We start from the raw sequence: 25276 nt of genomic DNA, 5'->3' as shown, positions 1-25276 counted from the left end.
TGAGACCGGTCTCAATCTAGCAGAGTGAGACCGGTCTCAATGCAACTCATCCCAACCCCCACGCACCACGCAGTTCAGAGAGGAACCTCATGAGCATCCGCTCCACCCTCCGCCGCACGGCGATCGCCGCAGTGGCCGCCACTGCGGTCGTCGCGCTCGCCGCCTGCTCGCCCACGTCGAACGACGCCGGGGGTGACGGAACGGCGACGGACAATCCTTACGGGCTGATCACGCCCGGTGAGATCCGCGTCGCGAGCCTCGGCGACGCCAAGCCGTACACCTTCACGGACGAGACCGGTCAGTTCACCGGCTTCGACGTCGAGCTCTTCACCGATGTGGCCGGCCGTATCGGCATCGACGAGGTCGTCTTCACCGGCCAGGACTTCTCCGGTCTGCTCTCCGCCGTCGCGAACGGTCAGTTCGACGTGGGCGTCGCTGCGATCGGCATCACGGCCGAGCGTGAGGAGACGGTCGACTTCTCCGACGGCTATCTCGCCGGGTACCTCACCGTCATGGCCAGCCCCGACAGCGACATCAGCGACGAGGACAGTCTCGCCGACAAGCGGCTCGGCGTCGTCCAGGGAACTCTGCAGGAGGCCTACGCGGTGAAGAACTTCACCGATACCGAGCTCGTGCGCTTCCCGGACAACAACTCCGCGATCTCGGCGGTCAACAGCGGCTCGATCGACGCGCACTTCCTCGACTTCGAGGCCGCGAAGGAGTACGCCGAGCAGTACGGACTCGAGAACGCCATCGATATCCCGTCGTTCGATGCTCCGGCAGGATTCGCGATCGCGAAGGACAAGCCGGAGTTCAAGAAGGCCCTCGACGAGGCTCTGCACGCCGCCATGGAGGACGGCACGTGGAAGGAGCTCTACGAGAAGTGGTTCCCCGGCTCGCCCATGCCCGACCAGTACCTGCCGAGTGATGAGCAGGCTGAGGGCGACGGCGGCGAGTAACAGCCCCACCGGGCGCGGGGCCTCGGCCCCGCGCCCCGATTAGGAGATATCCCATGGACTGGCTCGACAAGATCATCCAGACATTCCTCGACTTCGACGCGATGTGGCAGGTGATGCCGCAGCTGCTCGGAACGGGGCTGGTGAACACCCTCATCATCTCGGTGGCCGCCACAGTGCTCGGCATCGTGATCGGCATGATCCTCGCGGTCATGGGCGTGGCCCGCACCGCATGGCTGCGCATTCCCGCGCGCATCTACACCGACATCTTCCGCGGACTGCCCGCGATCCTCACGATCCTGCTGATCGGCCAGGGCTTCGCCGCGCTGAGTCGCCAGATCTTCGGACCATCCCCGTATCCCCTCGGCATCCTCGCGCTGAGCCTGATCGCGGGCGCCTACATCGGGGAGATCTTCCGCGCAGGCATCCAGAGCGTCGAGCGAGGCCAACTCGAGGCCTGTCGTGCTCTGGGGATGACCTACGGCAGCGCCATGCGCCTCGTCGTCGTGCCGCAGGGCATCCGCCGGGTGCTTCCGGCACTGGTCAATCAGTTCATCGCGATCGTGAAGGACTCGAGTCTGGTGTACTTCCTCGGTCTGCTCGTGAGCGAACGCGAGCTGTTCCGTGTCGGACAGGATGCCGCCGTCCTGACGGGGAACCTGTCGCCGCTCGTGATGGCCGGAATCTTCTACCTGATCATCACGGTGCCGCTGACGCACCTCGTGAACTACTTCGACAATCGCTTCCGTGTCGGCCGTCGCAAGGCGACACCTCCCAAGAGCGGCCTCGACGAGGTCGCCGAACAGACCCTCAGCCCGGCGCTCACCCGTGGAGAGAACACATGACCTACACATCGCCGCTCCCCGTGACCGACGGCCACTTCTATGCGGGATCTCGTCTGCGGATCGAGAATCTCCGGATGGCCTACGGAGACATCGACGTCATCCGCGACGTCTCGATCACCGTCGAACCCGGCACCACCACCTGCATCATCGGTCCGTCCGGCTCGGGGAAGTCCACGCTGCTGCGTGGCGTGAACCGCTTGCATGAGCCGAAGGCCGGCCGTGTGATGCTCGCCGACGACGATGCGCTCGGGCTCAAGCCCGACGTGCTCCGACGTCGCGTCGGTCTGGTCTTCCAGCACTTCAATCTCTTTCCCGACCACACGGCACTCCAGAACGTGGCGCTCGCGCTGCGGAACGTGAAGCGGATGTCGAAGGGAGAGGGCGAACGGCTCGCGCTCGCCAGACTGACCGAGGTCGGCCTCGCGGAACGCGCCGACCACCGCCCGCGAGACCTCTCCGGTGGACAGCAACAGCGTGTCGCGATCGCCCGTGCGCTCGCGATGCAGCCGGAGGTGATGCTCTTCGACGAGGCCACCAGTGCCCTGGACCCCGAACTCGTGAAGGGTGTGCTGAACCTCATGGCCGAACTCGCCCAGCGCGGGATGACGATGCTCGTCGTGACCCACGAGATGGGCTTCGCGCGCAAGGTCGCCGACCAGGTCGTCTTCATGGACGAGGGCCGGGTCGTCGAGGCGGGCACACCGGAAGAGATCTTCGACGCCCCGAAGAGCGACCGGCTGCGGCTGTTCCTGTCGGAGGTCCTGTGATGCCGGCGACGCTGGCCCCGATCCGCACCGCGGTGGTCGGCTACGGCGTCTCCGGTCGGGTGTTCCACAGCCCCTTGATCGCGGCGGACCCGGCGTACTCGCTGGATGTGATCGTCACCGGCGACGACGAGCGGGCGTCGGATGCCGCCGGGCGGCACCCGAACGCATCCGTTCTGGCTTCGGTCGACGATGTGCTCGCCCGCGCCAATGATCTCGACCTCGTCGTGATCGGCACGCCGCCGGAGACCCATGCGCGCATCGCGGCGTCGGCTCTCGAGGCCGGGCTCGACGTGGTCGTCGACAAGCCGTTCACCGTGACCTCGGCGGAGGGCCGCGCGCTCGTCGCTCTCGCGGATGAGCGCGGACGTCGACTCTCGGTGTTCCAGAACCGCCGGTGGGACGGCGATTTCCTCACGCTGCGGGACCTCGTCTCGAGCGGTCGTCTCGGCACCGTGCGGCGCTTCGAGTCGCGGTTCGAGTGGTACAAGCCCGAGGTGCGCGCGACGTGGAAGGCGGAGGCGACCGCGCAGGAGGGGGGAGGTATCCTCTTCGATCTCGGCACGCACCTGATCGATCAGGCAGTCCAGCTGTTCGGCCCGATCGTTGACGTCTCGGCCGAACTCGGAGTCAACCGCCCAGGCGGTGTGGCCGACGACGACGCCTTCGTCGCGCTCCGGCACTCCCAGGGTACGATCTCGCACCTGTGGATGAACTCGCTCGCCGCGCAGTTCGGCCCGCGGTTCCATGTGCTCGGCTCTCGCAGCGGCTTCACCAGCCACGGTCTGGACGGCCAGGAGGCGGCGCTCGATGGTGGCGCCTCGCCGGACGACGAGGACTACGGCACGACTCCCGCCGAGCGCTGGGGCCTGCTCGGAGTCGAGGGCTCTCTCGCCCCGCACCCGATGTCGCGGGGCGATTACGGCGCGTTCTATCGCGTGCTGGCCGACAGCATCCGCGACGGCGGGTCGCTTCCCGTCGACCCGATGGACTCCGTGCGTGTGCTCGAGGTGATCGAACGGATTCATTCCGGCACCCCGCTGCGCGCGGGCCTCGATCACGTCGACGACCGTGCCGACGACCGCTCCACTCCGAATGAAGGAAAACGATGACACCCCAGCCCTCTCTGCACGTCGCCGTCATCGGCGCAGGCATCCTCGGCACCTCGACGGCCGTCCACCTCGCCCGCACGGGCGTCAGGGTCACGCTCGTCACCTCCGGGAAGCCGGGCGATGGCGCATCCGGTCGATCGATCGCCTGGCTGAACTCCTCCGGCGCCCGATCGACGGAGTACCGGTACCTGCGTCTGATCGGCATCGACCGATACCGCACCTGGAAGGAGCGGCATCCGGAGAGCAGTGACTACCTGCGGTTCGACGGAGCCCTCAAATGGGGTGCGGATGGCGAGAGCTTCCGCGACACCTTCGCCTACGAACGCGCGGGCGGATATGACTCGGTCTGGGTGGAGCCGACGAGGATCGCGGAGTTCGCCCCCGACGTCGACGCCGATGCGGTCGCGGCTGAGGGTGCGATCTTCAACCCCGGAGAAGGGTGGGTGAACCTGCCCGATCTGATCGCGGCGCTTCTCGCCGAGGGAGTCGCGAACGGCGTGGAGGTCATCGAGGACGCGGGGGATGTCCGCGTGGACGTGCGCGGCGACGCGGTCATCGGAGTCGTTCTCGGTGACGGCACCGCCCTCGCGGCCGACCGGGTCGTCCTCGCGACCGGCGGGCATGTGCCGGCCCAGCTGGCGGCGCTCGGAGTGACGGTTCCCGATGCCACGCCCGCGGCGTTCGTCGTGATGACCGAGCCGGTCGAGCCGCGTGTGCGGACCGTCCTGAACACGCCCCGTGTCGCCGTGCGCCCGATGCCGGACGGTCGGCTGGTGCTCGACGCGGACTGGGCCGAGAAGTCGATCGAGATCGGCGAGGACGGATCTCTCACCGTGCCGGATGCTTCGGTGCAGGGGCTGCTCGAGGAGGGCGCGCGCGTGCTCGCCGGCAATCCGCGACTGACGGTCCAGCGGGTCGCCGCCGGGCTGAAGCCGATCCCCGGCGATGGTGAGCCGGTCGTCGGTTCCGTCTCGGCGATCTCCGGGCTCTACACACTGTTCACCCACTCCGGCGCGACGCTCGGCCTCATCCTCGGCGAACTGCTCGCCGAGGAGATCGCGACCGGCCGGCCGTCTCCGGTGCTCGACGCCTTCCGTCTGGATCGCTTCGAGGCGGATGCCGAGCTCGGCGAGGTGGGCATCGGCGCCTGGGCGCCGGTCACGCAGAAGTAACCGATCGCTCATTCCGGATGTCGCACCAGGGTGGCGGCCGTCATCGGACGGCTGCCACCTCCGTCCTAACGCGGAATCCGTTGAGTTGGTTGCCGGTAAGCACGGAATCCGTCGCCCTGAGAAAACGATTGACGCGAGAACCGCAGTGGCCCTACTGTTCTGACATGGCAGCAACCACGCCGATTCATCTGGAACGACCCGACGGCAAGGGTCTGGCTGCGGGAACACTGGGACTCTGGGGATCGACCGTCATCGGTCTCGCCTCGACGGCCCCCGTGTACTCGCTCGTCGCGACGCTCGGATTCGTCGTGCTCGCCGTCGGCGCGCAGGCTCCGATCGCGTTCATCATCGCCTTCGTGCCGATGCTGCTCATCGCCTTCGCCTACCGGGAGCTCAACAACGCGGTTCCCGACTGCGGCACCACCTTCACCTGGGGGACCAAGGCCTTCGGCCCGTGGGTGGGCTGGATGGGCGGCTGGGGTGTGGCCGTGGCCGGCATGGTGGTGCTCGCGAACCTCGCTCAGATCGCCTCGGTCTACTTCTGGTCGCTGATCGGCCAGGACCTCGAGAACAACGACTGGCGCGTCGTCGTCGTCGCCGTCGTCTTCATCGCGGCCATGACCTGGGTCAGCTGGCGCGGCGTCGAGATCGGCGAGCGCATCCAGAACATCCTGCTCGGCATCCAGTATCTGGCGCTGGCCATCTTCGTCGTCACCGCGCTCTTCCAGTTCTTCACCGGATCCGCCCCCGACGCGACGCCGTTCGACTTCGCGTGGCTGAACCCGTTCGCCTTCACCGACTACGCGGGCTTCACCGAAGCCATCCTCCTGGCGCTCTTCATCTACTGGGGTTGGGACACCTGCCTCGCGCTGAACGAGGAGACGAAGGACCCGAAGCGCATCCCGGGACGGGCCGCGTTGCTGACCACGGTCATCCTGCTCTTCACCTACGTCTCGGTCACGATCGCCGCGATGATGTACGCCGGTCTCGGCGAGACGGGCACGGGACTCGGCAACGAGGCCAATGCCGACGACTTCTTCCTCGCGATCAAGGACGGCCTGCTCGGACCGTTCGGGTGGGTCCTCGTGGTCTCCGTGGTCATCTCGGCGATCTCGTCGACCCAGACCACGATCCTCCCGACCGCCCGCGGCACGCTCGCGATGGGTGTCTACCGGGCACTCCCCGCGAAGTTCAAGGAAGTGCACCCCGAGTACAAGACGCCGTCGTTCTCGACGATCGTCATGGGCGTCGTCGCCGTCGCGTACTACGTCGGGATGACGCTGATCAGCGACAACATCCTGCAGGACTCGATCCTGTCGCTCGGCCTCGCGATCGCGTTCTACTACGCCATCACCGGCTTCGCGTGCGTCTGGTACTTCCGCAAGGACCTGACGCGCTCGGTCAGGGAGTTCTTCTTCAAGGGGCTCTTCCCGCTGCTGGGCGGACTCATGCTGGCGTGGGCGTTCATCCAGTCCGCGATCGACATGTTCGACGTCGACTACGGGTACACGGTGCTCTTCGGCATCGGCGGCACCTTCGTGATCGGCATCGGCTCGCTCGCGTTCGGCCTGGTGCTGATGTTCGTCTGGTACCTCTTCCCGCGGTCGAAGCGATTCTTCCGGGGCGAGAGCCTGAACCGCGACACCCAGGTGATGGTGCCCGACGAGCCGAGCGTGACCATCCGGTCGATCGACGGCGGCATCTGAGTCGCAGACGCCCGTCGGCGAGCTTGTCCTAGGCTTGCTCCGTGCGCATCCGGCTCGACATCGCCTACGACGGCACCCACTTCCGCGGGTGGGCGAAGCAGCCCACCCTGCGAACGGTGCAGGGAACGCTCGAGCCCGCCCTCGCCCGCATCGTGGGCTCCGACGTGCAGTTCGTGGTCGCCGGACGAACGGATGCCGGAGTGCACGCCACCGGGCAGGTCGCGCACGTCGATCTCACGGAAGCCCAGTGGGGGCGGATCGAGGCGCGGCACGGTCGCGCGGCGCAGGACCCCGCAGGTTCCATCGCCGGACGCATGCGCGGTGTGCTGGGGGCGTACTCCGACGTGACGGTGGCGCGGAGCTCGCTCGCCCCCGAGGGTTTCGACGCGCGATTCTCCGCCGTGTGGCGCCGCTATCGCTACCGGCTCGCCGACGCCGAGGCCGGATTCGATCCGCTCCGTCGGCTCGACACGACCACCGTCCGCGGGCGTCTCGACGCGCAGGCGATGGATGCCGCGGCGCGCACCCTCATCGGACTGCATGACTTCGCGGCGTACTGCAAGCCGCGCGACGAGGCGACGACCATCCGCACGCTGCTCGACTACCGCTGGGAGCGCGATGCCGACGGCGTGCTCGTGGCCGAGGTCAAGGCCGATGCCTTCTGCCACAGCATGGTGCGGGCGCTCGTGGGCGGCTGCGTCGCGGTCGGCGAGGGGCGCCTCGATGTCGGCGACCTCGTGGTGCTGCGGGATGCCCTCACGCGCACCAGCGAGTTCAAGGTGCTGGCGGCGCGGGGACTGACGCTGACCGAGGTCGGATACCCCGCCGACGAGCTGCTCGGTGCCCGCGCGGCGCAGACACGCGCCCGCAGGGACCGCGAGGGCGACTGACGTGGACTCTTCGTTCGTCGAGGTGTCGTCGCCGGCCTGGGCGTTCTGGCGGGCGTTCCTCGACACGTGCGTGGGTCTCGTCGTCGGCACCCTGTACGCGTTCCTCGCCATCCTCGTCATGGGGATCGTCGGCGAGGATGCGCTGTCGTCGCTCTACCGCGAGATCGATCTGGATCCGGTGTTCCGGGCGAGCATGGGCGCGATCCTGGCTGCGGGCGCGATCCTCGCCATCGGCGTTCCGCTGGTCATGATCGCGGAGCGCTCGGCCGCGTTCCGCGCGGCCGAGGCGGTCGCGCTGTCCCGTCCTGACGGTGTTCCGCAGCGTCAGCTGCGGCTGGAGCTGAGCAAGCCTCCCTCCGCCCATCTGCAGACCTTCGGCCTCGTGCTCTTCTGGTGCGTGGCGGGGCTGGGCTTCCTCCTCGCGCTCGGGTTGCTGTTCGACGAAGACCTCCGCGAGGACGTCGAGTTCTGGATCGCGCTCGCGGTCATGGCGGCCGTGGCTCTCCTCGCGGAGCTCGTGCGACGAGCCGGCCGACGCGGAGTCGCGCGCACGCAGGAGCGGGTGAGCGCGCAGCAGTCGCGCTGGGAGCGCCTGGCGTCGATGGCGGATGCCGCCGACGCACGACGTCGCGCGGCATCCATCGAGATGGAGACACCGCGGTGGTTGACGACCCCGAGCGCGAAGACCGTGGGGCGTATCGCGAACATCCTGCTCGCGGCGACCTTCGTGGCGCTCGCCGCGTTCATGCTCTCGGTCTTCCTGCGCCAGCAATGCCGCACCTGCGATCCGGTCACCTGGGCCGAGCCCGTCGAGAACGGGATCGACGTGCTGAGTCTCGCCAGCGGCATCGCGATCGCCGCCTGCGCCGCGGCGGGAGTCGTCGCCTGGCTGAGCGGGGTGGCACTGCAGTTCGGGCGCGAGATCGCTCTCGCCCGGTGGGCCGCACAGGGGGCGCGACGTGTCTCTCCGATCGTCGTCCTCCCGCTCATCACCCGCAATCGGGCCGTGGTGCGTCTGCAGCGCGGCCTCGCCGCCGTCGGCGCTGCCCTGGTCATCCTGGGCACGGGGGTGACCTGGGCGGAGTCCCGGCTGCTCGACGCCGACGTCGTGCTGTGGGCCGGCGGCATCCTGATCGTGTCGGGCTTCGTCCTCGGGTGGACGGATGCCGCGCGCAGCAGTCGCGAGAGGCAGGCCATCCGCGATGCGACCTTCCCGGGCGATGGGACTCAGGACCCGCCGAGCCGTCGGGAATCCCGCCGATCCGCTACGGGGCGCCGTCGCTGATCCGCATCAGTATGCTGAACCCGACGCACGTTCTTCACGGAACGACGGGGGCGATGTGACGGATCAGTTCGGCGCTCAGACGGGTGCTTTCGCGGCGGCGCTGCGCGCGGCCATCTCCGAGCGCGGGATCACGCTGTCGCGGCTGCAGCAGGGTCTGGCGCACGACGGCAACGCCGTGTCGATGGCGACGCTCAGCTACTGGCGGTCGGGTGACCGCCAGCCCGAGGGAGCGCAGTCCCTGAGCGTGGTCGAGGGGATCGAGGACCGCCTCGGACTCGCCCGAGGGCATCTGAGCTCGTTGCTCCGGCCGTCGAGCCGGCTCGGCCCGGTGGCGCCGCCGCGGCTGCCGTTCGACGAGGAGCGCGAGAACCGGGAGACCGACGAGACGCTGAGCGCGCTGCGGTCCGTCTCGCAGGATGCCCTGCGCGACCTCTCCACGCATCTGACCGTTCGCGTGGGGGCGGGCGGCGCGGTCGAGAGCATCGTGATGCGCTCGCTCGTCCAGGCGACGAGCGGCGTGATCACCGAGCTGCCGTTGATCGACGTGGCGCCGGAGGAGACCGAGGTCATGTCGGTCATCTCCGACGTGGTCGGTGGGCGCGTCGACCGCGAATACCTGCATCCCGGTCGCCTGCTCTCCGGAGTGGTGATCGCGCTCGACGAGCCGATCACGACCGGCGGCACGACGCTCTTCGAGTTCACCGAGTCGTTCCCGCCCGGGTATCCGCCACGACAGTCCGCGTGGCATGCGACCTCACGGTCCGCACGGGAGACCCTGATCTGGGTGCATTTCCACCCCGACGCGCTGCCCAGCTGGTGCGAGGAGTACCTCGAGACCGAAGACGAGTACGTCTCGTCGATGCGGTCGGTGCGCAGCGGATCCGTGCATGTCGCGCGGCACGGATTCGGACCGGGAGTCCTCGGGATCCGCTGGGGATATGACGAGTGATCCACGCCCGCGCGCGGTCATGGCGGTAGCGTTGGCGGGGTCATGAAGGTCATCTCCTACAACCTCAACAAGCACAAGGCGGCGGGCGAGCTCACCGAACTCGTGAGCGCGCACGATCCCGACATCCTGTGCCTGCAGGAATGCGACGTGCCCGAGCTGCCTGAGCAGATCGGCGGGCTCGTGCTCGCCGATGCCACCCAGAGCAACCGGCTCGGACTCGCGCTGTTCTACCGGGCGAGCACGTTCCACCTGCAGGGGATCCGGATGCTGGGGTTGAAGAAGTCGCTGCATGACAGGATCGCGAAGCCGGCGCATGAACGCGTGCTCGCGGCGCGGGTGCGTGACATCGATCACGGCCGGGACTTCATCGTCGCGTCCTTCCATGCCGCACCCCTGACCGCGCTGAACTCGCTGCGGCGCCATCAGATCCGTGCCGCGCTCGACGAGGTCGCCCTGCTCGGCGAGGGCCTTCCCCAGCTGATGGTCGGCGACTACAACTACCCGCTGTTCAAGGAGAGCCTCGGACAGACAGTGCGCGACCACGGCTACTCGCTGTCGTTGAGCGACGATCACACGTACACGCGGTACCGGGTGTTCCGCGGTCACTTCGACTTCGCGACCTCGAAGGGCTTCGAGATCCAGCGCATCACGACCCTGCCGCAGAAGTCGAGCGACCACATGCCCATCCTGGTGACGGTCCGGCCGGACTGAGGCGACACGCGTCGGCTCAGGCGACTCCGGTGCGGAACGCCGCACGATGCGCGGCAGGGCTGACCCCGAGCCGCTGCCGGAAGTGCAGGCGCAGCGACACGGCGCTGCCGAATCCGGCGAGCTCCGCGACCCGGTCGACCGAGTCGTCGCCGCTCTCGAGAAGAGTGCGCGCGAACTCGACGCGCTGATCGAGCAGCCACTGCTGCGGGCTCGTGGCGGTGCGGTCCCGGAAGCGTCGGGTGAAGGTGCGACGGGACATGTGCGTCGCGGCCGCCCAGGCGTCCACGTCGATGGGGGAGTCGAGGCGCTCGCGCGCCCAGAGCATCGCCCGCCCGATCGGGTCGTCGGCCGACACGGCGACGACCGGCGCCGGGATGTACTGCGCCTGCGAGCCCGTGCGATGCGGGGCGAGGACGAGGGAGCGGGCGAGAGCGGATGCCGCGACGCTCCCGTGATCCGAGCGCACGATGTGGAGGCAGCAGTCCAGCGCGGCGGCGGCACCGGCCGAGGTGATGACGTCGCCGAGGTCGCTCCAGAGCACGTCGTCGCGGACCCGGACCTGCGGTTCTGCGGCCGACAGCCGGTCGGCGGCTGCCCAGTGCGTCGACACCTCGCGGCCGTCCGCGATCCCGGATGCCGAGACCACGATGGTGCCGAGGCAGAGTCCGACGATCCGCGCACCTCGGTGATGTGCGCGCCGCACGGCCTCGAGCAGCGCGGCCGACGGCGTCGTCCCCTCGCGCCAGCTGGGGATGACCACGAGATCGGCGTCGTCCATCGCCTCGAGCCCGGCGTCGACCTGGATGCCGTAGCCCGCCCCGGTCGGCATCGACCCCGGGTGCTCGGCGCAGACCTGCACGTCGTAGAGGCCCTGCACGCCGTCGAGCCCGGCGCCGCCGAACACCAGGGTCGGCACGGCGAGGTGGAACGGACTGATGTGCGGGAACGCGAGGACCGCGACGCGGGAGCGGAGTGCGGAGGAGGCCATGGCCTGATCTTATCGGAAGTGTGCTTTCAGGCCACTGGGCGCGGATGAGCGGATGCCGGAGACTCGACTCATGACACAGATCTCAGCCCTTCTCGTCGGCGGTCCGACCCTTCACTTCACCTACGCCGGTCTGGCCTTCCTCACCGACCCCACCTTCGACGAGCCCGGCTCGTACGACGGCCCGGTCGTGCTCCGCAAGCTGACCGGCCCCGCCGTTCCGGCATCCGCCCTGGGAGCGATCGACGCCGTGCTCCTCTCCCACGACCAGCACGAGGACAACCTCGACACCGCCGGGCGTGCGCTCCTCGGCGAGGTGCCGCTCGTGCTCGGCACCGAGGACTCGGCCGCGCGCATCCCGGGCATCACGGGTCTCGCACCGTGGCAGCAGCACCGGGTCGGCGACGTCGTCGTCACCGCGGTTCCCGCCCTGCACGGGCCTGAGGGCGCCGAGGCGCTCGCCGGCGTCGTCACCGGATTCGTGCTCGAGGCCGAGGGGCACCCCACGGTGTACGTGTCGGGTGACAACGCCTCGGTCGACCTGGTGCGCGAGATCGCCGCGCGGTTCCCGGCCATCGGGATCGCGGTGCTCTTCGCGGGCGCGGCGAACGTCGGGCGCTTCGGAGACATCGACCTGACGCTGAACGCCCGCACGGCGCTGGAGGCGGCCGAGGTCCTCGCGGATGCCGTCATCGTGCCCGTGCACGCCGAAGGCTGGTTCCACTTCTCCGAGACCAGGGAGCGGCTCATCGCCATGTTCGAGTACGCGGGCCGGGGCGATCGCCTGCAGGTGCTCCCGGCGGGGGAGCGGGTCGCCGTCGGCTGAGGCGGTTTGGGGGAAGGGCACCGGGTGGCGTATGCTGTCTCTTTGGTGCCCTTCCCTTCTGCGGGGAAGATGCACAATCCGAACGTGAGCCCTCCACTGGCGTGTTCCTCCCCCTGGGAAGAACCACCCCGGAGTGGGATTCACGAACTTCTCCGTTCGACATAAGAAAGCAGCACTATCGTGACGCGCACTTACACTCCTAAGGCCGGCGAGGTCCAGCGCGACTGGGTCGTCATCGACGCCACCGACGTCGTTCTCGGCCGTCTGGCATCGCACGCCGCCACGCTCCTGCGTGGCAAGCACAAGCCGACCTTCGCCAACCACATCGACTCGGGTGACTTCGTCATCATCGTGAACGCCGACAAGGTCGCGCTCACCGGTCAGAAGCTCCAGAAGAAGCTGGCCTACCGCCACTCCGGTTTCCCGGGCGGCCTCAAGTCGGTCACCTACGCCGAGCTGATGGAGAAGAACCCGGTCCGTGCTGTGGAGAAGGCCATCCGTGGCATGCTCCCCAAGAACAGCATCGGCCGTCAGCAGCTGTCGAAGCTCAAGGTCTACGTCGGTGCCGAGCACCCGCACGCCGCTCAGCAGCCGAAGACGTACACCCTCGACCAGGTCGCCCAGTAAGCGCCGTAAAGACTTAAGGACATACTCGTGGCTGACATCCAGGACACCACCGAAACCCCCCAGAACTTCTCGACGTCGACCCCCGAGACCGAAGCAGTCGAGGCGGCTCCCCGCCCCGTGCTCAGCGTCCCGGGTGCCGCTGTCGGCCGTCGCAAGCAGGCCATCGCCCGCGTGCGCATCGTCCCCGGCTCGGGAACGATCACGGTCAACGGCCGCACGATCGAGGACTACTTCCCGAACAAGCTGCACCAGCAGCTGATCAACGACCCGTTCACGGTGCTCAACCTCACCGGTGCATACGACGTCATCGCCCGCATCTCCGGTGGTGGCCCCTCGGGCCAGGCCGGCGCGCTGCGTCTCGGCATCGCCCGTTCGCTGAACGGCATCGACGAGGAGAACAACCGTCCGACCCTGAAGAAGGCCGGCTTCCTCTCGCGCGACGCTCGCGTCAAGGAGCGCAAGAAGGCTGGTCTCAAGAAGGCCCGTAAGGCGCCTCAGTACTCGAAGCGTTAAGGTCAACTGCTCCGATGCCGATCTTTGGCACGGACGGCGTGCGAGGACTTGCCAACGGCATCCTCACCGCCGACCTGGCGCTCACCCTGGCCCAGGCGACTGCTGTCGTCCTGGGCCAGGGCCGTACTGCGGAGTCTCGCAAAGCCGAAGGCAAGCGACTCACCGCAGTTGTCGCCCGCGACCCCCGGGTCTCGGGACACTTCCTCACGGCCGCGGTCTCTGCCGGTCTCGCCTCCTCGGGCGTGGACGTGCTCGAAGCCGGCGTCATCCCGACGCCCGCGCTCGCGTTCCTCGTCGCCGACCGTGACGCCGACTTCGGCGTGATGATCTCGGCGTCGCACAACGCCGCGCCCGACAACGGCATCAAGATCTTCGCGCGCGGCGGGCGCAAGCTCCCCGACGTCGTCGAGCAGCGCATCGAAGAGGCGATGGCGGGGGAGAAGCTCCGCCCGACCGGTGCCGGCGTCGGCCGCATCGAGCGGTTCTCCGACGCAGAGGATCGGTACGTCCTTCACCTCCTCGGCTCGCTGCCGAACCGTCTCGACGGCGTCCACGTCGTGCTGGACTGCGCACACGGCGCGGCATCCGGCGTCTCTCCGGAGACGTTCCGCGACGCGGGCGCCGAGGTGACCGTCATCGGGGCCGACCCGGATGGCTGGAACATCAACGACGGTGTCGGCTCGACCCACCTCGACAACCTCGCCGAGGCCGTCGTGCGTCTGGGCGCCGACATCGGCATCGCCCACGACGGCGACGCCGACCGCTGCCTCGCCGTCGACGCTCAGGGCAACCACATCGACGGCGACCAGATCATGGCGATCATCGCGGTGTCGATGAAGGAGCGCGGCCACCTCACCGACGACACCCTCGTCGCGACCGTGATGAGCAACCTCGGCCTGCACGTCGCGATGCGCGAGCACGGCATCACCGTGCGGCAGACCGCCGTCGGCGACCGTTACGTGCTCGAGGACATGAACCAGGGCGGCTACGCACTGGGCGGCGAGCAGTCGGGTCACGTCATCATGAGCGAGTACGCCACCACGGGTGACGGACTGCTCACGGGCCTGCACCTCGTGGCCGAGATGGCACGTCAGAAGAAGACGATCGCCGAGCTCGCCGCGGTGATGACCGTCTACCCGCAGGTGCTCATCAACGTGCGCGACGTCGATAAGGACCGCGTGGCCGACGACGAGCACGTGCAGCAGGCCGTGCGCGACGTCGAGGCCGAGCTGGGCGACACCGGACGCGTGCTGCTGCGCAAGTCCGGCACCGAGCCGCTCGTGCGCGTGATGGTCGAAGCGGCGGATGCCGAGTCGGTGCGCGCCTATGCGGATCGCCTCGCCGGCGTGGTCCAGGAGCGTCTCGCGCTCTGACGGTCACCCGCCTCTGAATCAGATCGAACGCCCCGCCGGAATGCGGGGCGTTCGTCGTATCCGGCTCGGTGATCGGGGGACGGCGCTACGGTGCGGCGCAGATCCGGAAGTAGCCGCTGTCAGCCAACGTCTCGGTCGTGCAGACGCCGCCGGTGAGACGTGGCACTCCCTGCATCGCTTCGGCGTCGAACAGACCCACATGGGCGCCCGACAGGACGATCGGCGCCACGGCCGCGCCCCAGGGGTCGGCGGCGAGCCATTCGACGTCGTTGTCGGCGACCCAGGCCGCGAGCGGGGCGATGCCGGCGCGCTGCTGTTCGAGCGTGATGAGCGTCGGGGGTGCGAACTGCGCGGCGACGTGTGCGGTGCCGCCGGCGGCGACCACGAGAGCGAGGACGGATGCCGCGACCACACCGACGGTCCGCGCGGCCCGCGACCGCGGCATCCGCATCACGGCCCACACGGCCACCGCCGCGATGATCGGGAAGAACGCGAAGATGCCGGGAGCCGGATGCCGCACCCACAGCGGCAGACGCGACGCGGTCGCCCACCAGCCCACGAAGGCGAGCGCGCCGACGAAGGCCGCGAGGGCGTAGGCGATGACGATGCGTTCCGCGGGCGTCGCCGAGCGCCAGCGGAGCACGATCCCGGTGACCGCGAGCGCGATGGCGATGACGGCGCCGATGACGGCGAGCACGCCCGGCAGCGACCACGACTCCGCGAGCGTGCCGAGCTTCTGCACCACGGTCGTGGATGCGTCTCCCTGCCCGCCGCTGCGCACGAAGCTCACGAGGCTGCGGAGGTGCTCCACGAATCCGGAGAAGCCGAGCGAGATCAGGGCGGCGAGCTCGAAGAGCAGGGTGGGAACGGCGACCATCACGAGGGGGAGCCATGCGCGTCGCAGCAGGTCGCGCATGCGCGCCCAGCCGGTGCCGTCCGAGAGCACCCAGAGCGCGATGGCGAACGCCGGCAGCGCGAGGAGCACGATGAGCTTCGCCTGGATCGCGAGCCCGACGAGGAGGCCGGCGAGCCAGGCCCGGCGCGGCAGCACGATGAGGGCCCAGACGAGGAGAGCGGCGGCCGGCACCTCGCCGAGCAGGTCGGCCGGTCCCTGGATGGGGGAGACGCTGGCGCTCGCGGTGAAGGCCAGAGGCACGGCCACGGCGAGCAGAGCCGTCCAGCGACCGGCGATCCGGCGGCCGATGACCGCGAGCCCGGCGAGCAGCAGCACCCAGTAGCCCAGGGGGATGAGGCGAGCGGCCAGCACGGGGTCGATGCCCGTGGCGAGCAGCACGGCCACGGGGAGCAGCACGACGGGCCCGGTCGAGATCCGCGGGTCGAACGGGGTGATGGTCGAGCCGGAGAGGGCGCCGTCGCTCGAGTAGCCGAGCCCGGCGAGCAGGTTCTGCGGGACGGTGAGGTTGAACGCCTCGTCCTCCCAGAAGCGCCAGACGACGAGGCTGTGCCAGGCGACGATCACGTGTCCCACCAGCAGTGCGGCCGCGACCGCCCAGAACAGGATCGTGCGCGTGCGGGTCATCGCGAGACGGACTCCGGCCGACGGATGCCGCGCAGCGGGGCCGAGGGGCGTAGCGACAGGCTCCAGGCCTCCGCGAGGGCGGTCCGCACGAACGCGCGCAGACGCTTCGGGGGCAGGCTGACGGCGTTGCCGCGGCCCCACATGGTGCCCGTGGTCGACGCACCGCGACGAGGGATGCTGGCGACCCGCAGGTAGCGGACCGTGAAGCCGGCGCGGGCTTCGGCGAGGGAGAAGTGCACGTGCGGCACCGAGGCGTCGGAGGGGATCGCGTCGATGAGGGTGCGCAGAGCCTCGGGACGGTACGCGCGCAGGGGAGTGTTGACGTCGGGGATCCGGCGACCCGCGGCGAGGGCGATCAGCAGGCCGACCGCGGAGGTGAGCACCTTCCGATACCAGGGGTCGGTGCGTCCGTCGCGGACGCCGTGCACGACATCGGCATCCGCCTTGTCCAGTGCGGCGAGGAGGCGCGGGAAGTCGCTTCCGTAGAACTGTCCGTCGCCGTCGACGTGGACGAGTGCGGTCGGATTCGCCGCGAGTCCGGCCCGGTAGGCCGCGAGCGCGGTGGGGCCGTGTCCGCGGTTGATCGGCTGCACCTCGACCGTCACATCCGCGACGTCGTCGAACACGGAGGCCGTGGCATCCGTCGACCGGTCGTCGGCGATGTGGAAGGTCACGCGGTCGGCCAGAGGTGACACGGAATCCCGGATCTCGTCGATGAACCCCCGGATGCCCTCGGCCTCGTTGAAGGCGGGCATGACGATGGCGAGATGGCAGAGAGTCACAGGTGTCCTAGGGATGGCAGGGCGCAGGGCATTCTGCAAGTAGCCTAGTTGAGCCATGAATCCTCCCTCCCGACTGCGCCGCTTCGTCGGCGTCGGCAGCCGCTTCCTCCTCGTCGGGGGGCTGAGCACCCTCATCGAGATCGGCGTCTTCAACCTCCTCGTCTACGTGTGGGGCTGGGATGTCGTCGCGGCCAAGATCGTCGCGTCTCTGGTCGCGCTGGTGAACGCGTACATCGGCAACCGCGAGTGGACGTTCCGCCACCGCGACCGCCGCGGCCGGGTCGCCGAGGTCGCGCTGTTCCTCGGCACCAATGCCGTGTGCACCGCGATCGGCGCCGCGCTCGTCTGGGCCGGCGTGGAGCTGGTGGCCGCATCGCTCGGTCGTGCGCCCGGCGCCTTCGCGGTGAACGCCGTGAACCTCGCGAGCATCGTGATCGTGGTGATGCTGCGCTTCGTGCTCTACCACTGGGTCGTCTTCCGGGTGGCGCCGAAGGCCTGAGGGTCCGTCGCGGGCTGCCGATCGAACGCGTTATCGCCCGAACCTGCTCAATACCTGTGAGAACATATCTCCAGGGGAGTGAGTAAGTCTGAGGGGGCTTCCAGTCTTGAGCGGCAAAAAGGAGTTCGTCGATACGTCGACGGGCGATATTCCGGTATTCTCGAAGGTGTCCGTCACCCAGAAGCGACGCCGGATGTTCGCCGCGATCGTCGACGGATTGTGCTGGAGTTTCGGTGTCGTGCTCGCGATCGCCCTGCGGTTCGAGTTCATGATGGATGCCCGCGGCTGGATCTCGACCACCCTGCTCGCCCTGATCGCCGGTGCGATCCAGATCGTCGTCGGCTATGCCACCGCCCTGTACCGCGGCCGCTTCTCCTACGGCTCGTTCGACGAGGTGCGGGCCGTCGGCATCATCGTCGTCCTCGAAGCCGTCGCCCTGTCGCTCGTGGTCATCCCGATCGGTCCGTTCATCGGGGTTCCGCGCGGCACGCTGCTGCTCGCGTTCCCGTTCGTCCTGCTGCTGATGTTCGGTGTGCGCTACCTCGCCCGTCTGCTCATCGAGCGCGCGCGCAAACCCGGTGAGGACGCCACCCCCGCGCTCATCGTCGGGGCCGGCTTCATGGCCGACAAGCTGCTCGCCAACGTGACCACCGATCCGGCATCGCCCATCCGCGCCGTCGGTCTCCTCGACGACGACCCGGACAAGCGCAATCTACGGCTCCGTGGCATCTCCGTCCTCGGCTCCACGCACGACTTCGCCGAGGCCGCCCAGCGGACGGGCGCCGAGCTCGCCATCATCGCGATCGGCAGTGCGGACAGCACGCTCCTGCGCAAGCTCAGCGATCGTGCCGAGATCGCGGGCCTCCGTGTGGCGATCACGCCCACTCTGAACACGCTGAAATCGGGGGAGAGCTCGATCAGCGATGTCCGCGACATCAGCATCGAAGACCTCATCGGCCGCCACCCCGTCGACACCAACGTCGAACTGATCGCCGGATTCGTCACCGGCCGGCGCGTGCTGGTGACGGGTGCCGGCGGATCGATCGGCGCCGAGCTCTGCCGGCAGCTCGCCAAGTACGGTCCCCGCGAGCTGATCATGCTGGACCGCGACGAGACCGGACTCCAGGACGCCCAGCTCGGCACGGCGGGGCACGGTCTGCTCGACACGAACGACGTCGTCCTCGCCGACATCCGCGACGTCGAGCTCCTCGACCGCATCTTCGACGAGAGGCAGCCCGAGGTCGTGTTCCATGCGGCGGCGTTGAAGCACCTCCCGATGCTCGAGCAGTATCCGGACGAGGCGTGGAAGACGAACGTGATCGGCTCGCTGAACGTGCTCAACGCGGCCCGGCGCGTGGGGGTGTCGACCTTCGTCAACATCTCGACCGACAAGGCGGCCAACCCGACGAGCGTGCTCGGGCATTCCAAGCGCGTGGCCGAGAAGCTGACGGCGTGGGCCGGCCAGGAGACGGGGATGCGCTACCTCTCGGTGCGCTTCGGCAACGTGATCGGCAGCCGAGGGTCGATGCTGCCCACGTTCCAGCGGCTCATCGCCGACGGTCGGCCGATCACGGTCACGCACCCCGACGCCACCCGGTACTTCATGACGATCCCCGAGGCGTGCCAGCTGGTCGTGCAGGCAGGGGCCATCGGTCGTACCGGCGAGGTGCTCATCCTCGACATGGGCGAGCCGGTGTCGATCCTCGAAGTCGCCAAGCGCATGGTCGCGATGTCGGGCAAGAGCATCGAGATCGTGTTCACGGGCCTCCGCCCCGGAGAGAAGCTGCACGAGGAGCTGGTGGGTTCGCGCGAGAACCTGGAGCGTCCCTTCCACCCGAAGGTCTCGCACACCCGCGCCGACGTGATCACGCCGGAGCGACTCGACAAGACGGGCTGGCTGGCACGGATGTTCGCGAGCCCGCGGGACAACGACACGGTCGTCATCGAGCCGATCCGTCTCGCGAAGGCGGCCGACGCGTGAGCGAACGGATCTACATGTCCTCGCCCGACGTGGGAGAGGCGGAGGAGCAGGCTGTCGTCGCCGCGATGCGCTCCGGCTGGATCGCCCCGCTGGGGCCCGACGTCGACGCCTTCGAGAAGGAGCTCGCCGATCGCCTCGGGGTCGCCCATGCGGTCGCACTGAGCTCGGGGACGGCGGCGCTGCACCTCGGGCTCCTCACCCTCGGCGTGAAGCCCGGCGACGTCGTGCTGACGTCGTCGATGACCTTCGCGGCGACCGCGAACGCGATCGTGTACACCGGCGCCGAGCCGTACTTCATCGATGCCGATCCGGCGACGGGGAACATGGATGTCGCGCTGCTCCGTGAGGCGCTCACCGAGCTCCGCGACGCGGGGGAACAGGTGTCGGCGATCGTGCCGGTGGACCTGCTCGGCAAGGCCGTCGACTACACCGCTATCCTCGCGCTCGCCGACGAGTTCGGCGTGCCCGTGCTGTCGGATGCCGCGGAGTCGCTCGGCGCCACGCACGCAGGACGCGCCGCCGGGAGCTTCGGCCGCGCATCCGTCGTCTCCTTCAACGGCAACAAGATCATGACGACGTCGGGCGGCGGGATGCTGCTCACCGACGACGCCGAATTCGCGCAGCACGTGCGATACCTGGCCACGCAGGCACGGCAGCCCGTGGTGCATTACGAGCACACCGACATCGGCTACAACTACCGGATGAGCAACCTGCTCGCGGCTCTCGGGCGTGCGCAGCTCACCCGCCTCGACGAGATGATCGCGCGTCGCCGCGAGATGCGGGAGCTCTACAAAGAGCTGTTCGCGGATGTCGACGGCGTCGAGGTCTTCGGCGCTGAGGGCGATGAGGCCGACAACGTCTGGTTGACGTCGATCCTGGTGGATGCGGAGAAGACCGGCTGGGAGCCGTCGGCGCTCGCCGCGGCCCTCGCGGAGGACAGCATCGAGAGCCGTCCGCTGTGGAAGCCGATGCACGCGCAACCCGTCTTCGCCGGTGCGCGCAGCAAGATCAGCGGTGCCTCGGAGTCGCTGTTCGCGCGTGGTCTGACACTGCCGAGCGGCTCTGCCCTGACTCCCTCTCAGCGCGAGCGCGTGATCGCGGCGATCCGCGGCTTCCTGATGCCATGAGTGCGCGGACCCGCCCCTACGATCTCGTCAAGCGTGCGCTCGACGTGGTCGCGTCGGCCGTCGCCCTCGTGCTGCTGTCGCCCGTGATCGTCGCGACCGCCGTGCTCGTCGCGATCAAGCTCGGACGGCCCGTGGTGTTCGCACAGGAGCGTCCGGGCCGGGATGGCCGGATCTTCACGCTGTACAAGTTCCGCTCCATGCGCTCGATCGACGAGTCGCGCGGGTGGGTGACGGATGCCGATCGCCTCACCCCGTTCGGAAGGCGACTGCGGTCGACCAGCCTCGACGAGCTGCCGAGCCTGTGGAACGTGCTGCGAGGCGACATGAGCATCGTCGGCCCCCGCCCGCTGCTCGTCGAATATCTTGATCGCTACACACCGGAGCAGGCACGTCGGCACGAGGTGCGACCCGGGATCACGGGCCTCGCGCAGGTGACCGGGCGGAACGCGATCTCGTGGGAGAACAGGTTCGCCCAGGACGTGCGCTACGTCGATCGGCGCAGCGTCGGACTCGATCTGCGGATCGTGGCCCGGACCGTCGGCTCGGTCGTGAAGCGCGAGGGGATCTCGGCGGAGGGACACGTGACCATGACGAAGTTCGGTGAGACGCATGGCTGAGCGGATCGTGATCGTGGGGGCCGGCGGCTTCGGCCGCGAGACCCTCGACGTCGTGGAAGCGCTGATCGCCGCGGGGGAGCCGCTGCAGCTCCTCGGTGTCGTCGACTCCGGTCCGCGTCAGGTCGACCTCGGCCGGCTGGCGGAGCGCGGCATCGTCTACCTCGGCACCGAAGAGGACTGGCTGCCGACCGCCGCCGGCGATGAGCGGTTCATCGTGGCGATCGGCTCGCCGGCGGCCCGCGAGGCCGTCGCGCAGCGGCTGTCGAACGCGGGACTGCGCGCCACGACCCTCATCCACCCGCGTGCGGTCATCGGGTCTCGGGCGCAGATCGGCGACGGCGTCGTGATCACCTCGGGCGTGCAGGTATCCACCAATGTCGCGATCGGCGACCACGTGCACCTCAACCCCGGGAGCATCCTCGGACACGACGCGATCCTCGCCGACTTCGTCTCGGTGAACCCCGGGGCGATCGTCTCGGGGAACGTCGTCGTCGAGAGCGGAACGCTTCTCGGTGCCGGCTCGGTCGTGCTCCAGGGGCTCACGGTCGGTGCGGGTGCGACCGTCGGAGCCGCGGCGTGCGTCACGAAGGACGTCGCAGCGGCGACGACCGTGGCGGGCGTTCCGGCGCGCATCCTCGAGGACCGGGCGTCGTCGTGAGAGTGCTCATCGTGTCGCAGTACTACCCGCCGGAGGCCGTGCCGCTTCCGGCCGACCTCGCCCAGGGACTCGCGGCGCGCGGGCACCAGGTGAAGGTGCTCACGGGATTCCCCAACTACCCGACCGGGAGGGTGTTCCCCGGCTACCGTCAGCGCTGGCGCTCGACGGAGCAGGACGGCGCGGTCGAGATCCGTCGCGTGCCGTTGTTCGCCGACCATTCGCAGAGCGCGGTCAAGCGCATGCTGAACTACTTCTCCTTCGCGTTCAGTGCGGCGACCGCTCGGCGCCTCTCGCGGGGGGCCGATGTCGTCTATGTGTACGCGACCCAGATGACCGCCGGCTTCGGGCCGTGGCTGTGGCGCGTCACCGGTGGGCGGCCCTACGTGCTGCACGTGCAGGACCTGTGGCCGGATTCGATCATCGGCTCGTCGATGATGGCGGGTGGCACGAAGGAGCGGGTCGTCTCCGCTGCCCTCGGCCCCTGGTTGCGCAGCGCCTACCGTCGAGCGGGCGGTGTCATCGGGATCGCGCCGACGATGGTGTCCACTCTGGTCACCCGCGGGGTTCCCGCCGATCGTGCCCATCTCATCTACAACTGGGCGGATGCCGGCGAGCCCGTGGCATCCGTTCTTCCTGCGGCGGAGGCGCCGCGCGCGGAGATCGTCTACGCCGGCAACGTCGGCGACATGCAGGACCTCGGCACGGCCGTTCGCGCCGCTCACGCCGCGGCGGATGCCGGTGTCTCGCTCACCCTCGTCGGCGACGGTGTGGTGAAGTCCGACCTGCAGACTCTCGTCGAAGAGCTCGGCGCAGACAACGTTCGTTTCCAGGATCCGGTCCCGCGCGAGCGGATGCCGGAGATCTACGCGCGCGCCGACTACGCCCTCGTCTCGCTGAAGGACATGCCCGTCTTCCGCGGCACGATCCCGTCCAAGTTCCAGGCCGTGCTGTCCGCCGGCGTCCCCGTGGTGACCACGGTCCAGGGCGACGTGCGCCGCCTCGTCGAGGACGGCGACGTCGGCCTGACGGCGGATGCCGAGAGTGTCGGGTCGCTGGAGGCGGCCTTCCGGTCCGCCGCCGAGCGCACCGCGGAGGAACGCGCCGCCATGGCAGAGCGCGGACGCACGATGTACGACACCCAGTTCTCCCGCGAGTCGGGAATCTCCAGCATCGAACGGCTGCTTGCTGCGGCCGCGAAGGGAACGAGTAGAGGACGATGAGCGAGTCATACGGCGGAGCGCGGGTGCTGGTGACCGGCGGAACCGGGTCGTTCGGCCACACGGTCGCGAAGAAGCTGCTCGACCGTGATGTGTCCGAGATCCGGATCTTCAGTCGCGATGAGGCGAAGCAGGACCTGATGCGGCACGAGATCCCCGATTCGCGCCTGCGGTTCTATGTCGGCGATGTGCGCGACTACGACAGCGTCGACCGGGCGACGCGCGACGTGGACTTCGTCTTCCACGCGGCGGCGCTCAAGCAGGTGCCGTCGTGCGAGTTCTTCCCGATGGAGGCCGTGCGCACGAACGTGAACGGCAGTGAGAACGTCGTGCGTGCGGCCGACCGCAACGGGGTCTCGTCGGTCGTCGCGCTCAGCACCGACAAAGCCGTGTACCCGGTCAACGCGATGGGAATGTCGAAGGCGCTGATGGAGAAGGTCGCGCAGTCGCACGGCCTCAACAACCCGAACACCGCCACCACCGTGTCGTGCGTCCGCTACGGCAACGTCATGTACTCGCGGGGATCGGTGATCCCGCTGTTCATCCGCCAGATCAAGGCCGGGAAGAACATCACCGTCACCAACCCCGACATGACGCGCTTCATGATGTCGCTCGCGCACTCGGTCGATCTCGTCGAGTTCGCGTTCCAGAACGCGAAGCAGGGCGACCTGTTCGTGCGCAAGGCGAAGGCGACCTCGATCGGCACGCTCGCCCAGGCCGTGCTGAACCTGTTCCGCTCCGACGCGAAGCTCGAGGTCATCGGCACCCGGCACGCCGAGAAGCTGTCCGAGGCGCTCGCCACGCGGGAGGAACTGTCCCGCGCCCGCGACATGGGGGAGTATTTCCGCGTCGTCGCCGACAACCGCGACCTCAACTACAGCGTCTACTTCGAAGAGGGCGACGTCACCCAGAACCGCTTCGAGGACTACGACTCGCACACGGTGCAGCAGATGTCCGTCGACGAGGTCGAGCAGCTGCTGCTGACCCTACCCGAGGTCCGGGAAGAGCTCCGCCAGGCGGGGATACCCGAGAACGGAGCCGGCTCGTGAGCAAGGTCGCCGTCACGGGAGCCGGCGGATTCCTCGGCTGGCACCTTCGTGCCGCCATGACGGAGGCGGGCACGCCGGTCGAGCCGATCGCCGTGGGCACGGAGTTTCTGGCGTCGACGGCGACCGCAGCGGTCGACGGCAGCGATCGGGTCATCCACATCGCCGGTGTCAACCGCGCCTCGGACGAAGAGGTGAGCGGGGGCAACATCGCCTTCGCCGAGCAGCTCGCCTCGGCACTGCTCGCCGCGGAGACGCCGCCTCCGGTGGTGGTCTACGCGAACTCCACCCAGGCCTCCAACGGCTCCGTCTACGGCGACGCCAAGGCGCGCGCCGCGGAGATCCTCGCCGAGGCGGCATCCGAAATCGGAGCGGAGTTCGTCGATGTGCGTCTGCCGAACCTCTTCGGCGAGCACGGGCGTCCCTTCTACAACGCGGTCACGGCGACCTTCAGCCACCTCGTCGCTGCCGGCGAGAGCCCGGTCGTGGAGAACGACAAGGAGCTCACGCTGCTGCACGCCCAGAACGCGGCCGACATCCTCAGCGGCGCCGTGCCCGTCTCGGCTCTCGAGGATCTGCAGCAGGCGGAGACGGTGTCGGGGCTGCTCGACCGACTGCAGGGATACGCCGAGCTCTACAGCCGCGGGGAGATCCCCAGCGTCGCCGACAGCTTCGACCGCGACCTCTTCAACACGTACCGCTCGTACACGTTCCCGGCGCAGTCGCCGATCGATCTGACCCGTCACGCCGATGCCCGCGGATCGTTCTTCGAGATCATCCGCTCCCACGGCGGACCCGGCCAGTCGTCGTTCTCGACGACGGTGCCCGGCGTGACCCGCGGCGACCACTTCCACCGGCGCAAGATCGAGCGCTTCACGGTGCTCCAGGGGCGCGCTCGGATCTCGCTGCGCCGCCTGTACTCTGATGAGGTCGTGTCGTTCGAGGTATCGGGCGATGCGCCCGGTGCCGTCGACATGCCGACGATGTGGGCGCACAACATCACGAACATCGGCGAAGACCTGCTCTACACGTCCTTCTGGACGAACGACATCTTCGATCCCGCGAACCCCGACACGATTGCCGAGGCAGTGTGAC

General features: G+C 68.8%; 25 protein-coding genes. 22 read left to right on the top strand and 3 right to left on the bottom strand.

The genetic code is table 11. From position 1 onward, the window contains the following. Window positions 1–89: 89 nt before the first annotated feature. From LC452_RS14905 to LC452_RS14860, 10 genes are all read left to right on the top strand, one after another. Window positions 90–959 carry an ABC transporter substrate-binding protein gene (locus LC452_RS14905; protein WP_223626646.1) on the top strand — a complete coding sequence of 290 codons (870 nt, stop codon included), beginning with the start codon at window positions 90–92 and terminating at the stop codon, window positions 957–959. 53 nt (window positions 960–1012) lie between these two features. Next, window positions 1013–1801 carry an amino acid ABC transporter permease gene (locus LC452_RS14900; protein WP_223626644.1) on the top strand — a complete coding sequence of 263 codons (789 nt, stop codon included), beginning with the start codon at window positions 1013–1015 and terminating at the stop codon, window positions 1799–1801. Further along, window positions 1798–2568 (top strand): amino acid ABC transporter ATP-binding protein, encoded by a 771-nt coding sequence (locus tag LC452_RS14895; protein ID WP_223626643.1) that lies wholly within the window; start codon window positions 1798–1800, stop codon window positions 2566–2568. Before LC452_RS14900 ends, LC452_RS14895 begins: the two co-directional genes overlap by 4 nt. Then, the gene (locus LC452_RS14890) at window positions 2568–3677 is read left to right on the top strand and encodes a Gfo/Idh/MocA family oxidoreductase (protein WP_223626641.1); all 1110 of its coding nucleotides are present in this window, start codon (window positions 2568–2570) and stop codon (window positions 3675–3677) included. The genes LC452_RS14895 and LC452_RS14890 overlap by 1 nt, the downstream gene beginning before the upstream one ends. Then, window positions 3674–4849, top strand: coding sequence for an FAD-binding oxidoreductase (locus tag LC452_RS14885; RefSeq protein WP_223626640.1), 1176 nt, complete (start codon window positions 3674–3676; stop codon window positions 4847–4849). Before LC452_RS14890 ends, LC452_RS14885 begins: the two co-directional genes overlap by 4 nt. Window positions 4850–5013: 164 nt before the next feature. Further along, complete coding sequence (locus LC452_RS14880) at window positions 5014–6555, top strand: APC family permease (protein WP_223626638.1); 1542 nt, start codon at window positions 5014–5016, stop codon at window positions 6553–6555. 41 nt (window positions 6556–6596) lie between these two features. Continuing rightward, a complete protein-coding gene (gene truA, locus LC452_RS14875; RefSeq protein WP_223626636.1) occupies window positions 6597–7445 on the top strand; it encodes a tRNA pseudouridine(38-40) synthase TruA in 849 nt (282 codons plus the stop codon). Window position 7446: 1 nt separating this feature from the next. After that, the gene (locus LC452_RS14870; RefSeq protein ID WP_223626634.1) at window positions 7447–8730 is read left to right on the top strand and encodes a hypothetical protein; all 1284 of its coding nucleotides are present in this window, start codon (window positions 7447–7449) and stop codon (window positions 8728–8730) included. A gap of 55 nt (window positions 8731–8785) precedes the next feature. Further along, on the top strand, window positions 8786–9679 hold the full coding sequence (locus tag LC452_RS14865; RefSeq protein WP_223626632.1) for a hypothetical protein: 894 nt from the start codon (window positions 8786–8788) through the stop codon (window positions 9677–9679). 42 nt (window positions 9680–9721) lie between these two features. Then, window positions 9722–10390 (top strand): endonuclease/exonuclease/phosphatase family protein, encoded by a 669-nt coding sequence (locus LC452_RS14860; protein ID WP_223626630.1) that lies wholly within the window; start codon window positions 9722–9724, stop codon window positions 10388–10390. 16 nt (window positions 10391–10406) lie between these two features. Here the strand turns inward: LC452_RS14860 and LC452_RS14855 are convergent, their stop codons facing one another. Beyond that, the gene (locus LC452_RS14855) at window positions 10407–11378 is read right to left on the bottom strand and encodes a GlxA family transcriptional regulator (protein WP_223626628.1); all 972 of its coding nucleotides are present in this window, start codon (window positions 11376–11378) and stop codon (window positions 10407–10409) included. Between the two features lie 70 nt (window positions 11379–11448). Between LC452_RS14855 and LC452_RS14850 the strand changes: the two genes are divergently transcribed. The 4 genes from LC452_RS14850 to glmM all read left to right on the top strand — a co-directional run bounded on the left by LC452_RS14850 (window position 11449) and on the right by glmM (window position 14714). Beyond that, window positions 11449–12201: an MBL fold metallo-hydrolase gene (locus LC452_RS14850; RefSeq protein WP_223626626.1), complete on the top strand. Its 753-nt coding sequence runs from the start codon at window positions 11449–11451 to the stop codon at window positions 12199–12201. A 180-nt stretch (window positions 12202–12381) separates the two neighbouring features. Further along, the gene (gene rplM, locus LC452_RS14845) at window positions 12382–12828 is read left to right on the top strand and encodes a 50S ribosomal protein L13 (protein ID WP_223626624.1); all 447 of its coding nucleotides are present in this window, start codon (window positions 12382–12384) and stop codon (window positions 12826–12828) included. Window positions 12829–12855: 27 nt separating this feature from the next. Then, a complete protein-coding gene (gene rpsI, locus LC452_RS14840) occupies window positions 12856–13341 on the top strand; it encodes a 30S ribosomal protein S9 (RefSeq protein WP_046012472.1) in 486 nt (161 codons plus the stop codon). A 14-nt stretch (window positions 13342–13355) separates the two neighbouring features. Continuing rightward, a complete protein-coding gene (glmM, locus tag LC452_RS14835; RefSeq protein ID WP_223626622.1) occupies window positions 13356–14714 on the top strand; it encodes a phosphoglucosamine mutase in 1359 nt (452 codons plus the stop codon). 85 nt (window positions 14715–14799) lie between these two features. Here glmM and LC452_RS14830 read toward each other — a convergent pair whose 3' ends face one another. Further along, entirely contained in the window at window positions 14800–16254 is a 1455-nt protein-coding gene (locus LC452_RS14830) for a hypothetical protein (RefSeq protein WP_223626620.1), read from the bottom strand. Next, a complete protein-coding gene (locus LC452_RS14825) occupies window positions 16251–17036 on the bottom strand; it encodes a glycosyltransferase family 2 protein (protein ID WP_223626619.1) in 786 nt (261 codons plus the stop codon). Before LC452_RS14825 ends, LC452_RS14830 begins: the two co-directional genes overlap by 4 nt. Window positions 17037–17091: 55 nt before the next feature. On the opposite strand from LC452_RS14825, the gene LC452_RS14820 reads away from it, so the two are divergent. From LC452_RS14820 to LC452_RS14785, 8 genes are all read left to right on the top strand, one after another. Continuing rightward, complete coding sequence (locus LC452_RS14820) at window positions 17092–17535, top strand: GtrA family protein (RefSeq protein WP_223626617.1); 444 nt, start codon at window positions 17092–17094, stop codon at window positions 17533–17535. 166 nt (window positions 17536–17701) lie between these two features. Beyond that, window positions 17702–19516, top strand: coding sequence for a nucleoside-diphosphate sugar epimerase/dehydratase (locus tag LC452_RS14815; RefSeq protein WP_223626615.1), 1815 nt, complete (start codon window positions 17702–17704; stop codon window positions 19514–19516). Beyond that, window positions 19513–20643, top strand: coding sequence for a DegT/DnrJ/EryC1/StrS aminotransferase family protein (locus LC452_RS14810; protein WP_223626613.1), 1131 nt, complete (start codon window positions 19513–19515; stop codon window positions 20641–20643). Before LC452_RS14815 ends, LC452_RS14810 begins: the two co-directional genes overlap by 4 nt. Continuing rightward, window positions 20640–21260: a sugar transferase gene (locus LC452_RS14805; RefSeq protein WP_223626611.1), complete on the top strand. Its 621-nt coding sequence runs from the start codon at window positions 20640–20642 to the stop codon at window positions 21258–21260. The genes LC452_RS14810 and LC452_RS14805 overlap by 4 nt, the downstream gene beginning before the upstream one ends. Beyond that, window positions 21253–21918: a NeuD/PglB/VioB family sugar acetyltransferase gene (locus LC452_RS14800; protein WP_223626609.1), complete on the top strand. Its 666-nt coding sequence runs from the start codon at window positions 21253–21255 to the stop codon at window positions 21916–21918. The genes LC452_RS14805 and LC452_RS14800 overlap by 8 nt, the downstream gene beginning before the upstream one ends. Continuing rightward, window positions 21915–23138, top strand: coding sequence for a glycosyltransferase family 4 protein (locus LC452_RS14795; RefSeq protein ID WP_223626607.1), 1224 nt, complete (start codon window positions 21915–21917; stop codon window positions 23136–23138). The genes LC452_RS14800 and LC452_RS14795 overlap by 4 nt, the downstream gene beginning before the upstream one ends. Beyond that, window positions 23135–24184 (top strand): polysaccharide biosynthesis protein, encoded by a 1050-nt coding sequence (locus tag LC452_RS14790; RefSeq protein WP_223626606.1) that lies wholly within the window; start codon window positions 23135–23137, stop codon window positions 24182–24184. The genes LC452_RS14795 and LC452_RS14790 overlap by 4 nt, the downstream gene beginning before the upstream one ends. After that, complete coding sequence (locus tag LC452_RS14785; protein ID WP_223626604.1) at window positions 24181–25275, top strand: NAD-dependent epimerase/dehydratase family protein; 1095 nt, start codon at window positions 24181–24183, stop codon at window positions 25273–25275. The genes LC452_RS14790 and LC452_RS14785 overlap by 4 nt, the downstream gene beginning before the upstream one ends. The last annotated feature ends 1 nt before the right edge of the window (window position 25276 follow it).

Source organism: Microbacterium sp. EST19A (assembly GCF_019969685.1).
GTDB lineage: Bacteria > Actinomycetota > Actinomycetes > Actinomycetales > Microbacteriaceae > Microbacterium.
The sequence above is the reverse complement of the archived record's forward strand: the minus strand, read 5'-3'. Positions and strand labels throughout refer to the sequence as shown.